The organism is Paraburkholderia sediminicola (genome assembly GCF_046030555.1).
In the GTDB taxonomy this organism is placed as follows: Bacteria; Pseudomonadota; Gammaproteobacteria; order Burkholderiales; family Burkholderiaceae; genus Paraburkholderia; species Paraburkholderia sediminicola_E.
This window is the reverse complement of record NZ_JAQQCH010000007.1, coordinates 1-15035: the sequence shown is the minus strand read 5'-3', so window position 1 is coordinate 15035 and position 15035 is coordinate 1. Positions and strand designations below refer to the sequence as shown.

The following is a 15035-nucleotide window of genomic DNA, read 5'->3' as shown; positions in this document are numbered from 1 at the left end:
ACTTTGTTGTCACTTTCTGGCTGCGGTGCCAGAGCGCTGCTAGTTATAGAGCGGCGAAGATAGCGCTGCGCGACGCAGCGAATGACTTTTTGCGTTACAGGCATTCTGAAATTTAGCACCGCCTGCAGCTTGAGGACGATGGGCCACAAGCAATTTCAAGTCATTGCCCTTGTGGCCCGAGGCCGCCTTTTCCAGCAGGCAAGCAGGTACGAACCCTCGTTGACTTTGTGTCGCCCTTCCCGTAATGTGAAATTCGCCGCTGTGAAGAACGTTGCTCTGGTGACCGGCTGTCGAACCAGCAGTATCCCGGCATCCCGACCTTCGATCCTTCTCTATTTCTCCAGTCGCTCCGTCAGCCATGGAAAGCAATCGCGCGCCCAGTCACACGGATGAGCTCGCCCGCAGGCCGGTCCGCGCCGCAGATTATGCGGCCGAGAACCGGGCGCTTGTGGCACTCGCCCAAGCTCAGGCTGGTCAGCGCTCTGAATTTCTGCAAGCCATTGCGGACAGCGCTCTGGCACTTTGCCATGCTGGTAGCGCCGGCATCAGTCTTGTCGAAGGACCAGACGACAATCGGGTCTTCAGGTGGCTCGCAGTTGCCGGGCTCTGCGCTGGCCTGCGCGGCCATACGACCGCATGGGACGAGTGCCCGTGCGCCGTGACCCTGGAGGCGGGGACACCGCAACTATTCGTCAACCCGCAGGCTCGGTTCCCTTGCCTTGCGTTTCCGGGAGTCGACTTACCGGAAGGAATAGTCGTTCCAATCACGGCAGAGAATGCTGAGCTCGGGGCGATATGGGTGATGTCGCACACAGAGGATTGCAGATTTGACCTCGAAGACGTCAGACTGCTCTCCAACCTCGCCGTTTTCGCCGGCTCGGCGTTGACCATCGTCAATGCGCGCGACAGCGGCGAAGAGAGCGACCGGCGGCACAACGAATTCATCGCGATGCTCAGCCACGAGTTGCGAAATCCGATGACGCCAATCGATGGCGCCATCAGTGCAGCAAAACGACTGTGCGCCGACGACGAAAGAGCCGTTGAAGTGCTGACTATCGCGCAACGCCAGATGAGACATCTGCGCACGCTGGTCGATGACCTGCTCGATGCCGCCCGTCTGAAACATGGCAAGCTCGCGATCAAACACAGCGACACGTCACTCAGCGACATTGCGTTTGATGCCGTGACAGCAATCAGACATCACATCGCATCCCGCAGGCATACGCTCAAAATCACTGGGCTTGACGAGCCCGTCCCCGTGCGGGCCGACCACGTCCGCTTGAGCCAGGTGCTGGGCAACCTCCTTTCGAATGCAGCGAAATACACACCTGTCGGAGGCACCATCGAGCTCAACGTCCGCGTCGAGCCAAACAACCCGCGCGACGATGCACCCGGGATGATTGTTATTGACGTCACTGACAACGGCATGGGCATCGATAGCGCGGTCCAGCCCCACGTCTTCGAGTTATTCGCGCAGTCTGCCCGGGGCCAGGCGCGCGCCGAAGGAGGCTTGGGAATCGGACTCGCGGTGGCAAAGCGGATGGTCGAGCTTCACCAGGGAACAATCTCAATCAGGAGTGAAGGCTCGGGCAAAGGCACGGTTGTGACGCTCCGTTTGCCGATAGCCCGGACGACAGCGGATACAGACGTGGGCACCCCCCGCACAACTGTTGCGGCTCCCGAGCCGGCACGCCTCCTGCTCGTTGACGACAATCAGGATGTGCTCCAGGCACTGAGCGTTTTGCTCGAACTTGAGGGTCACGAAGTAATAACTTCGGACAACGGGCGCGATGCCATCCAGCTGATCTGTGCAAGGCGCCCTGAGGTTGCAATTATCGATGTGGGCATGCCGGAGATAGACGGCTTTGAGGTTGCACGAACAGTTCGGCTTGAACGAGCGCTCGACGGCATCGTCCTCGTGGCACTGACGGGCTATGCATCCGAATCCGACAAATCAAGGGCTTTGGCGGCCGGCTTCGATTTTCATCTGACCAAGCCCCTTTCGCTCGATAAGCTGCAGTACATCCTGGCGAATCGTGCCGACGGCAAATTGCGGGGCATTGTCTAAAGTCGGCGCGCCCTTGGTCGCGAACCTTGGTCGCGAAAGCAGGCGCCTTGCTAATCCGCTGCCGCGGTGCGCCCAAAAGCCGACATCATCGTCGCCGTTCATTTGCCATCACTTACATGGCCGGCGGCTCAATCAGTCGTGCGCCACCAACGCAGCCGGGTGCGAGTCCGCCCGGCACGTGCGGAGCCGATACCTCCACCGCGCTACCCGCCAATTGGACGCGCTACGTTGGGCGGTCGGCGCCGTCTTGCTGTTCCTGAAGCCACGAAACGCGCGACCGCCTGGCATCGTCAAAACGTACTTTTCAACTGCCACCCGAACCCGGATTGGTGGCTGAAGCCGGCGTGGCGGCGCTGGGCTTCTTGTGCATCTTCTTGTGCGAAGTACCACTAGCGGGCGCCATGGTGTTCGACCCGGACGCGCCCGACACCGTATCGGTTGAACCGCCCGCGTTCGGTTTGCTCATCCCCGTGCCGCCTTGACCGCCGGCCGCACCCCCACCACCCGCGCCTTGGGCATAGACGGTCCCTGACATACCGAAAATCAATGCAGAAATTAAAACTCCTTTCGTCGCGACTCGCATGGCAGTCTCCTCAAGCGAAGCGGTCGTTAGCACCGGAAGGTGTGAGCCCGCGTTATGTTCCGCGCAATTCGCGTACCGCAGGTCAGCCACGTCACCTCGGCATCAACGGAATAACGAACGCTCCGACCGGCCAGCCGCCGGGCTAGTCCGCCGAACCGCCAGGCAGCACCATGACGCGCCGACTCCCGAACGAACCGTCTGCAGGAGAGCGACAGCGGACTTAATCTGGCTTCACTGACTCCGGAAGACGGCCAGAAAGGCTACGAGAGCGCTGCCATTACGAAAGCGATGCGGCCCGCAGACGGGCTGGCAGGCACGGGTGTTGCGAAAAAATGGAATATCTCTGGGTTCACGATATGCCTACCATCCTGCTTGTCGATGACGACGTGGATTCGCTCTGGCTGCTCCAGGTTATCCTGGTGGGGCGCGGCTACCACGTACTTCTCGCAGAAGGCGGGGAGGCAGCCCTCAACAAAGCTGCGCAGTGCCTTCCCGACTTGATAGTCACTGACTGGAACATGCCTGGCATGGACGGAATTGCCTTGTGCGAACGACTGAAGTTTTACCCCGCACTTGCGCAGATTCCTGTGGTCATGGCATCCGGTCGGGTCCCGCCAAAAGAGAAATCCACGCTGTGGAATGTTTTCCTTTCCAAGCCCGTCGACCTGGGCGCCCTGGAGTCCGCCATTGACGCGCTGTTGGCGAAGCGTTTGTCGAGTCCCCAAACCCGCATCAATGCAGCCGCTCCGGCAGCTTGCCGGTGGCAACCAATATCTTCAAAGCTTTGGGTGTAGTTGGCAGTGTTAGCGTTTCAGGCTTCAGGCATTGCCAGCTCGGCCGAATACGTAGGATATCGGCTATGCACGGCCTTTGATGCGTCGCAGGCCAAGCGCTAGTACGGTTCGCCCCGAATGAAGCTAGTGGCCAAAGCCATGCGTAAGTATATAAACCACGCTCTCCATCGTGACCTTTTCAGTTGCGAAGCCGCCATGCGTTGTGGCAGCGCTGTTCAAACCCACCGGTGCACCGTCCGTGACTGACCAGACCGTTCGACGCGGGTCCGAGTCCAAAAAGCGTCTGCACATCTCGATATTCGGTACGCCGGCCGGGTCAAAAACTGTCGCGTCCTCTAAAAACCGTTGCATTCCGAATATCGGTTTGTCTTCAAGGCGGTCTCTCTCCAGCACCCCTGAGATAAAGTAGAGTAACGAGCGAATGTAGACCCCCGTCACCAGCTGGTCTTCAGACTCGTAAAGTTCGAGCATTGAGAACATTCGGAAATTCCGTATTCCCGCTGGATTTACACTCAACAGCCCGGAGAAATCGTCGTAATTGATGGCAGGCGCTAAAAATATTACATCAAACTCGAGGCTGGGCAAAACCGTAGCCGCATGCTTGATAAAATTACTCGCATAGATTGCACCGGCACTATGTCCGATAAGAGTAATTTTTTTAAACGAGCGTCCAGAATCAGCGCTCGTTATTAGTTGCTCCATCAACACAGTGCCTGCGAATTTACCGGGTTCAAAAGCACGCTCAGTAGATTTCTTCATATCCTCCCAAATATCAGCCCCAACTGCATTCAGGTACACCGCACACAGTATTTCTTCGACAATCGTAGGCTCCAGACCATGTGTGCGGTGATGGTGAATTCGCTCCAGATAATTGACAACAATTTCGGCAAGAAATCGAATCAGTTGCAGGTTTTTCCATAAAACACTATCGCCTGAAAGTGCGGCCCCCTCAGGGAACATTCTATTGAGGGCACTCGAATCTGGAAGAACGGCGATTGTTGTCGGCAGCCCCCTTTTAGCGCCGTATGCTGCTTCAAAGACTTCTTTCAGCGATTCCTGGAACGGACGGTCAGTTGCAATATCGGCGCTGATTTCGACCTCCAGCTCCACTATGTTCGGAATTTTGGCAGTCCGTTCCTGACCCACTGAGGTGCTTATATGCTTTGCAGACCAACGAGGGATGCGCTCTCTTAGAACTTTGAAATACTTCTCTTTAGCTATAAGAGTAAGTTTCCTTTTCAGCATGGCCTCAAGCGTTTCGACCAAGCCCGATTTCCACACGAAGAAGATAGGATAGGTTTTAGCCTCTTCATGGTAAGAATTTTTGAGTTTCTTGACAATATCAATTCCAGCCGACTCAGAATCGAGCCCGCCATGAAAGAAAACAACCAGTCCATTCTCCGGGCTCGCATCAACTGCGGCTCGAACCACTTCTGCCACGTCAGCGCTCGTAGAGAGTCCAGGAAGGTCAATGCCGCCTTCTGACGACAGCACGATGAACCGTCTAAGTGAGTCTGGAACGTCGGAAATTTGAGTAATAGATTTCTCGCCTACAGCCAGGTCAGTCATCGCAATGTCTCCTTTTTCACAACGACCGTTTTAGTCCGGTGCAAGCCTTTCCAAGGTTGTAGGTTATAGCGTCAGTCCTTGCAGAGAGGACATACCCTGTCGATAGCGGAAAGAAATTTTCGTATGGAACGGGCGCGACTATTGTCAGAGCATTTACCGCCATTACGCACTGACGTTGCCACGGCAATCACAAGTGCGTCAGTCACGCGTTGCGGACAATTTTCTCGATGCGAGCAATGACCTGATGTATATCCGAAATACCTGCGTCGGCCGACCGGCGACGCTCGCATGTCCATGAGTGAAGCACAACGACCCTGTCGCAGATTTCCGCCGCGTGTGGCGTACCGGCTGCAACGGTTGAACCACGCTCACTTTCTCTCGGAACCGCACATTTGCAATTCGTGCAGACTCTGTTGCGCGCCGAAAGGGACGAAAAAGAGACGAAAAAAAAGGCGTCACGTTGCCGTGACGCCTTAAAAAGTTCTAGCCATTCCGAGGGCCGTGCTAGAACCTGAGAGACAGTATTCGAAAGTGGGGCCGGCGCGCGATTGGCCGCGAGACAGATGCTGCGTGGACTGACAGGGGACTCGAGCAGGCACTCCGCGGACCACGGTGGGTTCAAAACTTCAAAATACAGAACCGGAAACCGTCTTTCGAAATGAGATTCCATTTTTTATGGTTATGCTGACTAAGTCAAGCAAAATTTCGAGAGGCTTCATTCATCGCGGAAAAATATTCCGATACAATGAATCTTCAAGTGAAAAAAGGACTTCGTGCCCCATTTTGGGGCTTTCGTCTGGTCTTTTCGAAACGCTTGCCAGCAGCTAGGTGAAGAGAAAACTGAAATATAGTTCCAGAAAAACGATATGAACCGACCTATGCCTTCCCAAACTGCCGCGGGCTCAGCCAAAGATAAAGACGGTCCGGGCGACGAAGTCACCGCGCTAGCACGCGGTTTGACGGTGCTGCGCTCGATCGCCGCAGCCGACGCACCGCTCAGCAACCGCGAGCTCGCCGAGTTGACCGGCATTCCAAAGCCCACCGTCTCGCGGATTACCGCCACGCTCGTCAGCGCAGGATTCCTGTTTCGCTTGCCCGACAGCGAGCGCTTCGTGCTGACCTCGTCGGTACTGGAGTTGAGCAACGGCTTTCTGCGTAATTTCGACATCCGGGCCCGGGCGCGCCCCTTTCTCATTGAACTCGCCGAACGCACCGCGTTGTCGGTGCATCTGGCCGTGCGCGACCGCCTCGACATGGTGGTGATCGACGCGATCCGGCCTCGCTCGGCGGTCCTGGTGTCGCGCCTCGAAATCGGCTCGCGCATGAACCTCAGCCGCACTGCGGTCGGCCGCGCCTATTTGTCGGCACTCGCCGAACCGGAACGGGAAAAATTGCTGGTCGGCCTGCAGGCCGCCGAGGGCGACGACTGGGGCCACGTCAGCGGCCGCCTGACAAACGCCTTGCGGGAAACCGCGGAGCAAGGCTTTGCGATCGCCACGGGCGAATGGTACGACGGCCTGAATGCCATCGCGTCAGGGTTCATCGGCCCTTCGGGTGAGCGCTATGCGGTCAATTGCGGCGGTTCCGCTGACCAGTGCCCGCGCGACTGGCTGATATCGCGCGCGGCGCCGGCCCTGCTCGAATGCGTCAGCAAGATCATGCTCGAGATCGGCGGCACGCCTGGGCGCCGCCTGGATAACTGAAACGCGCAGTTGCTCGCCAGTCGGTGGCCACGGCATTTTCAACCTGTCATTCTTCATTCATCCTGTAACCTTCGTAATCAAAAGAAAAAAACACGGGTGGACTGTTACAGAGCCCGCGACGTAGGATCATGCATTCCCGTGGCGGGACGCTGGCCCGGCTTGCCGTTATCACCTTCGATAACGTCCCGGCCGATCCGCCACGATGGCGCATTGGGCTAACATCTTTGCCCCGCGCCTCGGGTAGCATCGCGCTGAACATTCGCGGCGCGTCCGCTGTCGAAACCGCCTGTCATGCCGCCTGCGTGCCGGTCCGCCGAACTATTGAAGCGGCACGATCGCACGAGCGGCTCACATCAAAGCCAGCCACCTGACCGAACGATGGACGAACAACAAAAGCATTCGGAAACCTCACGCCCTACCCCCCCGGCTTCCCAACCCGGTTCGCAACCGCCCGCTACTGGGGGACTTGCTGGCGGCCCCGGGAACACCCCGGCCGCGGCCAAACGTCATCGCGGCCGCAACATCGCACTGATCGTGGCGGCGCTGGTCATCCTCGGGATCGTGTTGTGGCGCTGGCATCCATGGGGCGGGCCCGGCGGCGGCGCGGGCGCGGCTGCCGGTGCAAGCGGCGCGAGTGGCGGCCATGCGGGCCGTGCGGGCCGCGGTGGCGCGGGCGCCGGCGCCAACATGCCGCAGCCGGTTCACGTGGCGACTGCCACACAGGGTGAAATGCCGGTGGTGCTGACCGCGCTCGGCACGGTCACGCCGCTCGCCAACGTCACCGTGCTGCCGCAGTTGAGCGGCACGCTGCAAGACGTGTTCTTCCGGGAAGGCCAGATGGTCAAGAAGGGCGATGTGCTTGCCCAGATCGACCCACGCCCCTATCAGATCTCGCTGGAAAACGCGCAAGGCACCCTCGCGCGCGACCAGGCGCTGCTGCAGACCGCCCGCCTCGATCTGAAGCGCTACCAGACGCTGCTCGCGCAAGACTCGATCGCGAGCCAGCAGGTCGATACACAAGCCTCACTGGTCAAACAGTACGAAGGCACGGTGAAGTCGGATCAGGCGAACATCGATACGTACAAGCTCGACCTCGTCTATGCGCGCGTCACTGCGCCGGTGTCGGGCCGCGTCGGTTTGCGCCAGGTCGACCCGGGCAACTACGTGACGCCGAGCCTGACCAACGGCCTCGTCGTGATTACGCAGTTGCAGCCGATCAGCGTGATCTTCACGACCTCCGAAGACAATCTGCAGCAGATCATCCAGCAGACCCAAACGGGCGCGAAGCTCTCGGTCACTGCGTATGACCGCAGCAACACCACCTCGCTCGAGGGCGGCTCGCTCGAAACACTGGATAACCAGATCGACACCACCACCGGCACGGTCAAGCTGCGTGCGATCTTCCAGAACAGCAAGAATCTGTTGTTCCCGAATCAGTTCGTGAACACACGCCTGCTCGTGGACACGATCAAGGACGCGGTGATCGTGCCCACGCCGTCCGTGCTGAACGGTTCGATGGGTCAGTTCGTGTACGTCGTGAAGCCGGACAACACCGTCACCGTGCGTCCGGTCAAGGTCGGCCCGGTGGACGGCGAACGCACCAGCATCAAATCCGGCCTGCAAGTGGGCGAGCGCGTCGTGATCGACGGTTCGGACCGGCTGAAGGAAGGCGCGAAGATCACGATTCCGGCCGACCGGCCGCGCGGCGCTTCCGGCGCGCGTGGCGCAAGCGGCGCGGCGGCGGCTTCGGGCGCATCGGGTGCACACGCACATCATGGCAAACACGCGGCGCAAGCTTCGCAATAAAGGCACGGCAACTACCGCATGAATCCATCCCGCGCCTTTATTCTGCGCCCCGTCGGCACCGCGCTGCTGATGGCGGCGATCATGCTGGTCGGTCTCGTCGCGCTGCGCTTTCTGCCGCTCTCCGCGCTGCCCGAGGTCGACTATCCGACGATCCAGGTGCAGACCTTTTATCCGGGCGCGAGCCCGGACGTGATGACCTCGTCGGTCACCGCGCCGCTCGAACGCCAGTTCGGGCAGATGCCGTCATTGAATCAGATGTCATCGCAAAGCTCGGCCGGCTCGTCGATCATCACGCTGCAGTTCAGCCTCGATCTGCCGCTCGATATCGCCGAGCAGGAAGTCCAGGCCGCGATCAACGCGGCGGGCAACCTGCTGCCGTCCGACCTGCCCGCGCCGCCGATCTACGCGAAGGTCAATCCCGCCGACGCGCCGATCATCACGCTCGCGATCACCTCGAAAACGATGCCGCTGACCCAGGTGCAGGATCTGGCCGACACGCGTCTCGCGCAGAAGATCTCGCAGGTGGCGGGCGTGGGTCTGGTGAGCCTGTCAGGCGGTCAGCGTCCGGCCGTGCGGATTCAGGCGAACCCGCGCGCGCTCGCTGCGTACGGTCTGAATCTGGACGACTTGCGCACCACGATTTCGAACCTGAACGTCAACACGCCGAAGGGCAACTTCGACGGCCCGACCCGCAATTACACGATCAACGCGAACGATCAACTGACCGATGCCGACGCGTACAAGAGCGCGGTAGTCGCCTACAAGAACGGCCGCGCAGTGATGCTGACGGACGTCGCCACGATCGTGCAAGGCGCGGAGAACACCAAACTCGGCGCATGGGTCAACAACACGCCGGCCATCATCCTGAACGTGCAGCGCCAGCCGGGCGCGAACGTGATCCAGGTGGTCGACAGCATCAAGGCGCTGCTGCCGCAACTGCAACAGTCGCTGCCCGCCGCGCTCGACGTAGAGATCGTCACCGACCGCACCACCACGATCCGCGCTTCCGTGCGTGACGTGCAGTTCGAATTGCTGATGTCGGTCGTGCTGGTGGTGCTGGTGATGTATCTGTTCCTCGCCAACGTCTACGCAACCATCATTCCGAGCCTGTCAGTGCCGCTGTCGCTGATCGGCACGCTAGCTGTGATGTATCTGTGCGGTTTCTCGCTCGATAACTTATCGCTGATGGCGTTGACCATCGCGACCGGCTTCGTGGTCGACGACGCCATCGTGATGATCGAGAATATCGCGCGTTATGTCGAAGATGGCGAATCGCCACTGGAAGCCGCGCTGAAGGGCTCGAAACAGATCGGCTTCACGATCATTTCGTTGACGGTTTCGCTGATCGCCGTGCTGATTCCGCTGCTCTTCATGGGCGACGTAGTCGGGCGCCTGTTCCATGAATTCGCGATCACGCTGGCCGTGACAATCGTGATCTCGGCGATCGTCTCGCTCACGCTCGTGCCGATGATGTGCGCGAAGCTCCTGCGCCACACGCCGCCGCACGAAAACCACCGTTTCGAAGCGAAAGCCCACAAGTCGATCGACTGGGTGATCGCCCGTTATGCCGTCGCGCTCACGTGGGTCCTGAACCGGCAACGCTCCACACTATTCGTCGCGCTGCTCACGCTCGTGCTGACCGGCGTGCTGTACGTATACATCCCGAAGGGCTTCTTCCCGGTGCAGGACACCGGTGTGATCCAGGCAATCACGCAGGCCCCGCAGTCGGTGTCGTATGCGTCGATGGCCGAACGGCAGCAGGAACTCGCCGCGCAGATCCTGAAGAACCCGGACGTGGAAAGCCTCACCTCGTTCATCGGTGTGGACGGCAGCAACATCACGTTGAACAGCGGCCGCATGCTGATCAACCTGAAGCCGCGCGACGATCGCAGCAACACCGCGAGCGACGTGATCCGCCAGTTGCAGCAGGACGTCGCGCATATTCCGGGCGCGTCGCTCTACATGCAGCCGGTGCAGGATCTGACGATCGACTCCACCGTCAGCCCGACGCAGTATCAATTCATGCTGACCGACCCGAACATCAGCGAATTCACTACATGGGTACCGAAGCTGGTCGACCGGCTGAAGCAGTCGCCGGAACTGGCCGACGTGGCCACCGATTTGCAGGACAACGGCCAGTCGGTCTACATCGAAATCGACCGGGCTACGGCGTCGCGTTACGGCATCACGCCCGCCACGGTCGACAGCGCGCTCTACGACGCCTTCGGCCAGCGCATCATCTCGACCATCTTCACGCAGTCGAACCAGTACCGCGTGATTCTGGAAGCGCAACCGCAGATGCAGCATTACACCGAGTCGCTGAACTCGATCTATCTGCCCTCTTCCACATCGTCGGGCGGCCAGGTGCCGCTGTCGTCGATCGCGAAGTTCATCGAAAAGCCCGCACCGCTGCTGGTCACACACCTGAGCCAGTTCCCGGCCACGACCGTTTCGTTCAATCTCGCGCCGGGCTCGTCGCTTGGCGCAGCGGTGAAGGCGATCGCTCAGGCGGAGAAGGATGTCGGTTTGCCCGCATCCTTCCAGACGCGCTTCCAGGGTGCGGCGCTGGCGTTCCAGGCGTCGTTGTCGAACGAACTGTTCCTGATCCTGGCGGCAATCGTCACGATGTATATCGTGCTCGGCGTACTGTACGAAAGCTTTATTCACCCGATCACGATTCTGTCGACGCTGCCGTCGGCGGGCGTCGGCGCCTTGCTCGCACTGTTGATCACCGGGCACGATCTGGACATCATCGGCATCATCGGTATCGTGCTGCTGATCGGTATCGTGAAGAAGAACGCCATCATGATGATCGACTTCGCGCTCTACGCGGAGCGCGAGGAAGGCAAGCCGCCGCGCGAGGCGATTTATCAGGCGTGCCTGTTGCGCTTCCGCCCGATCCTGATGACCACGCTCGCCGCCCTGCTCGGCGCCCTGCCGCTGATGCTCGGCACCGGCGCGGGCTCGGAGTTGCGCCGCCCGCTCGGTATCGCGATTGCAGGCGGCTTGATCGTGAGCCAGTTGCTGACGCTGTTTACCACGCCAGTGATTTATCTCGGCTTCGACTCGCTCGCACGCCGCGCGCGTGAGCGTTTCAATCGCGGCGATTCTTCCAAAGGCGCGACGCCGCCCGCCACCGATGCAGGAAACTAAGCGATGAACATGTCGCGTCCGTTTATTTCCCGCCCGGTCGCCACCACGCTGTTGGCGATCGGCATCGCGCTGTCCGGGATTTTTGCGTTCACCAAGCTGCCGGTCGCACCACTGCCGCAGGTCGACTTCCCGACCATTTCGGTGCAGGCCACGTTGCCGGGCGCGAGTCCGGACACCGTGGCGACGAGCGTCGCCAGTCCACTCGAGCGACATCTCGGCTCGATCGCCGACGTGACCGAAATGACGTCGCAGAGTTCGGTCGGCTCGACGCGCATTACGATGCAGTTCGGCCTGAACCGCGATATCGACGGCGCCGCGCGCGACGTACAAGCCGCGATCAACGCCGCACGCGCCGATCTGCCGGCGAGCCTGCGCAGCAACCCGACGTATCACAAGGTGAATCCGGCCGACGCGCCGATCCTGATTCTGGCGCTCACGTCGAAAACGCTGACCGCCGGCCAGTTGTACGACTCGGCGGCCACCGTGTTGCAGCAGTCGCTGTCGCAGGTGGACGGCGTCGGCGAAGTGGATGTGAGCGGTTCGGCCAATCCGGCGGTGCGTGTCGAACTGGAACCGCATGCCCTGTCCCACTACGGTATCGGTCTCGAAGACGTGCGCGCCGCGCTTGCCTCGGCCAACGCGAACAGTCCGAAAGGCTCGATCGAGTTTGGCCCGAACCGCGTGCAGATCTATACAAACGACCAGGCGAGCAAGGCGTCGCAGTATAAGGACCTGGTCATCGCGTACCGTAATGGCGCGGCGGTGAAGCTGTCTGACGTCTCGGAAGTGGTCGATTCGGTCGAAGACCTGCGCAACCTGGGTCTCTTCAACGGCAAGCGTTCGGTGCTGGTGATTCTGTACCGCCAGCCCGGCGCGAACATTATCGACACCATCGACCGCGTCATGGCGATGCTGCCGCAGTTGCACGCATCGCTGCCCGCCGACGTCGACATCGCGCCGGCCGCCGACCGTTCCACGACAATCCGCGCGTCGCTCAAAGACACCGAGCGCACGTTGATCATCGCAGTCGCGCTGGTCACGATGGTGGTGTTCCTGTTCCTGCGCAACTGGCGCGCGACGTTGATTCCGAGCATCGCCGTGCCGATCTCGATCATCGGCACGTTCGGCGCGATGTACATGCTCGGCTTCTCGATCGACAACCTGTCGCTGATGGCGTTGACAATCGCGACCGGTTTCGTGGTCGACGACGCGATCGTGGTGCTGGAGAACATCTCACGGCATATCGAGAATGGCGTGCCGCGCATGAAGGCCGCGTTCCTCGGCGCGCGCGAAGTCGGCTTCACGGTGCTGTCCATCAGTATTTCGCTAGTGGCCGTGTTCCTGCCGATTCTGCTGATGGGCGGCATTGTCGGGCGGCTGTTCCGCGAGTTCGCGCTGACGCTGTCGCTGGCGATCGGCGTGTCCTTGCTCGTCTCGCTGACCTTGACGCCGATGATGTGTTCGCGTCTCCTGCGCGAGCCGCACGAAAAGAAGGAAGAAGGACGTTTCGGCCTCTGGCTCGAACGCGGCTTCACGGCGATGCATCGCGGTTATGAGCGCACGCTTGGCTGGGCACTGCTGCATCCGCGCCTGATCGTGGCGATTCTGATCGCGACCATTGGACTGAACATCTGGCTGTATATCATCGTGCCGAAGGGCTTCTTTCCGCAGCAGGATACGGGCCGGCTGATCGGCGGCATCCAGGCTGACCAGAGCACCTCCTTCCAGGCGATGAAGGGCAAGTTCTCGGAGATGATGGAGATCGTGGGCAAGAACCCCGCGGTGGACAGCGTGGCCGGCTTCACCGGCGGCCGGCAGACCAACTCCGGTTTCATGTTCGTTTCGCTGAAACCGAAGAGCGAGCGCAAGCTATCCGCCGACGAGGTGATCCAGCAACTGCGCGCCCCGCTCGGCGACGTGGCCGGCGCACGGACTTTCCTGCAAGCGGTGCAGGACATTCGCGTCGGCGGCCGGCAATCGAACGCGCAGTATCAGTTCACGCTGCTGGCCGATTCAACGCCCGATCTGTATCTGTGGGGACCGAAGCTCACTGAGGCGTTGCAGGCGCGCCCCGAACTCGCCGACGTGAATTCCGACCAGCAGCAAGGCGGCCTCGAGGCGATGGTGACGATCGACCGCGCAACCGCGTCGCGCCTCGGCATCAAGCCGGCGCAGATCGACAATACCTTGTACGACGCGTTCGGCCAGCGCCAGGTCTCGACGATCTACAACCCGTTGAACCAGTACCACGTCGTGATGGAAGTCGCGCCAAAGTACTGGCAGAGCCCGGACATGCTGAACCAGATTTACATCAGCACGTCGGGCGGCAGCGCGAGCGGTGCGCAGACCACCAACGCGCCGGCCGGCACGGTTACCGTGCAGACAACCACGGCGGCCAGCACGAGCGCGACGACCGGCGGCACGGCGGGCACAACCGCGTCGAGCGTGGCGAGCATCGCCGCCGACTCCGCGCGCAATCAGGCGATCAATTCGATTGCGGCGAGCGGCAAGTCGAGCGCTTCGTCGGGCGCGGCGGTGTCCACGTCGAAGGAAACGATGGTGCCGTTGTCGGCGATCGCGAGTTTCGGGCCGGGGAATACGCCGTTGTCGGTGAATCACCAGAGCCAGTTCGTGGCTTCGACGATTTCGTTCAATCTGCCGCCGGGTGTGTCTTTATCGACGGCGACGCAGGCGATTTACGACACGATGGCGCAGATCGGCATGCCGGGGACGATACACGGCAGTTTCCAGGGGACGGCCCAGGCGTTCCAGCAGTCGATGTCCGACCAGCCGATTCTGATTCTGGCCGCGTTGGCGGCGGTGTATATCGTGCTGGGGATGCTGTACGAAAGTTATATCCATCCGTTGACGATTCTGTCGACCTTGCCTTCGGCGGGTGTGGGTGCGTTGCTGGCTTTACTGCTCTTCAAGATTGAGTTCAGCATCATCGCGCTGATCGGGGTGATTCTGCTGATCGGCATCGTGAAGAAGAACGCGATCATGATGGTGGACTTTGCCATCGAAGCCTCCCGGCAGGGGTTATCGTCGCGGGATGCGATTTATCAGGCTTGTATGCTGCGGTTCCGGCCGATCATGATGACGACGTGTGCTGCCCTGCTTGGGGCATTGCCGCTTGCCTTTGGGCAGGGGGAAGGCGCGGAGCTGCGGGCGCCGCTTGGGATATCTATTGTGGGGGGGTTGATCGTTAGTCAGATGCTGACGCTCTATACCACGCCGGTGGTGTATCTCTATATGGATCGGATTCGGCTTCGGTGGGAGAGGAGGAAGGCTCGGAGAGCTGGAATGGCGGCATCATAATGTTTTTTTGCCGTGCGGCGCTTGTTCGTCTGTGTTTTTAT

8 protein-coding genes are annotated in these 15035 nt (G+C 60.4%); 6 read left to right on the top strand and 2 right to left on the bottom strand.

Annotated elements, in window-relative coordinates:
* Positions 1-358 precede the first annotated feature (358 nt).
* Positions 359-2068 carry a hybrid sensor histidine kinase/response regulator gene (locus PQQ52_RS12375; protein ID WP_408211083.1) on the top strand — a complete coding sequence of 570 codons (1710 nt, stop codon included), beginning with the start codon at positions 359-361 and terminating at the stop codon, positions 2066-2068.
* 304 nt (positions 2069-2372) lie between these two features.
* On the opposite strand, the gene PQQ52_RS12370 is transcribed toward PQQ52_RS12375, so the two are convergent.
* Positions 2373-2603, bottom strand: a complete 231-nt coding sequence (locus tag PQQ52_RS12370; RefSeq protein WP_408211080.1) for a hypothetical protein — start codon at positions 2601-2603, stop codon at positions 2373-2375.
* Positions 2604-2983: 380 nt separating this feature from the next.
* Here PQQ52_RS12370 and PQQ52_RS12365 point away from each other — a divergent pair, with 380 nt between their 5' ends.
* Positions 2984-3445: a response regulator gene (locus tag PQQ52_RS12365; protein ID WP_408211077.1), complete on the top strand. Its 462-nt coding sequence runs from the start codon at positions 2984-2986 to the stop codon at positions 3443-3445.
* Positions 3446-3568: 123 nt separating this feature from the next.
* On the opposite strand, the gene PQQ52_RS12360 is transcribed toward PQQ52_RS12365, so the two are convergent.
* Positions 3569-5014 (bottom strand): hypothetical protein, encoded by a 1446-nt coding sequence (locus tag PQQ52_RS12360; RefSeq protein ID WP_408211075.1) that lies wholly within the window; start codon positions 5012-5014, stop codon positions 3569-3571.
* 866 nt (positions 5015-5880) lie between these two features.
* Between PQQ52_RS12360 and PQQ52_RS12355 the strand changes: the two genes are divergently transcribed.
* From PQQ52_RS12355 to PQQ52_RS12340, 4 genes are all read left to right on the top strand, one after another.
* On the top strand, positions 5881-6717 hold the full coding sequence (locus tag PQQ52_RS12355) for an IclR family transcriptional regulator (protein WP_408211072.1): 837 nt from the start codon (positions 5881-5883) through the stop codon (positions 6715-6717).
* A gap of 378 nt (positions 6718-7095) precedes the next feature.
* Positions 7096-8523 (top strand): MdtA/MuxA family multidrug efflux RND transporter periplasmic adaptor subunit, encoded by a 1428-nt coding sequence (locus tag PQQ52_RS12350; RefSeq protein ID WP_408211070.1) that lies wholly within the window; start codon positions 7096-7098, stop codon positions 8521-8523.
* A gap of 18 nt (positions 8524-8541) precedes the next feature.
* Positions 8542-11676, top strand: coding sequence for an MdtB/MuxB family multidrug efflux RND transporter permease subunit (locus PQQ52_RS12345; protein ID WP_408211068.1), 3135 nt, complete (start codon positions 8542-8544; stop codon positions 11674-11676).
* A gap of 3 nt (positions 11677-11679) precedes the next feature.
* Positions 11680-14994, top strand: coding sequence for an efflux RND transporter permease subunit (locus PQQ52_RS12340; protein WP_408211065.1), 3315 nt, complete (start codon positions 11680-11682; stop codon positions 14992-14994).
* The last annotated feature ends 41 nt before the right edge of the window (positions 14995-15035 follow it).

What these genes read in the sequence shown, in the direction of transcription:
- PQQ52_RS12350 (WP_408211070.1), top strand. Translation starts at nt 7,096, where the DNA reads ATGGACGAACAACAAAAGCATTCGGAAACCTCACGCCCTACCCCCCCG.
- PQQ52_RS12340 (WP_408211065.1), top strand. Translation starts at nt 11,680, where the DNA reads ATGAACATGTCGCGTCCGTTTATTTCCCGCCCGGTCGCCACCACGCTG.
- PQQ52_RS12370 (WP_408211080.1), bottom strand. Translation starts at nt 2,603, where the DNA reads ATGTCAGGGACCGTCTATGCCCAAGGCGCGGGTGGTGGGGGTGCGGCC.
- PQQ52_RS12365 (WP_408211077.1), top strand. Translation starts at nt 2,984, where the DNA reads ATGGAATATCTCTGGGTTCACGATATGCCTACCATCCTGCTTGTCGAT.
- PQQ52_RS12375 (WP_408211083.1), top strand. Translation starts at nt 359, where the DNA reads ATGGAAAGCAATCGCGCGCCCAGTCACACGGATGAGCTCGCCCGCAGG.
- PQQ52_RS12360 (WP_408211075.1), bottom strand. Translation starts at nt 5,014, where the DNA reads ATGACTGACCTGGCTGTAGGCGAGAAATCTATTACTCAAATTTCCGAC.
- PQQ52_RS12345 (WP_408211068.1), top strand. Translation starts at nt 8,542, where the DNA reads ATGAATCCATCCCGCGCCTTTATTCTGCGCCCCGTCGGCACCGCGCTG.
- PQQ52_RS12355 (WP_408211072.1), top strand. Translation starts at nt 5,881, where the DNA reads ATGAACCGACCTATGCCTTCCCAAACTGCCGCGGGCTCAGCCAAAGAT.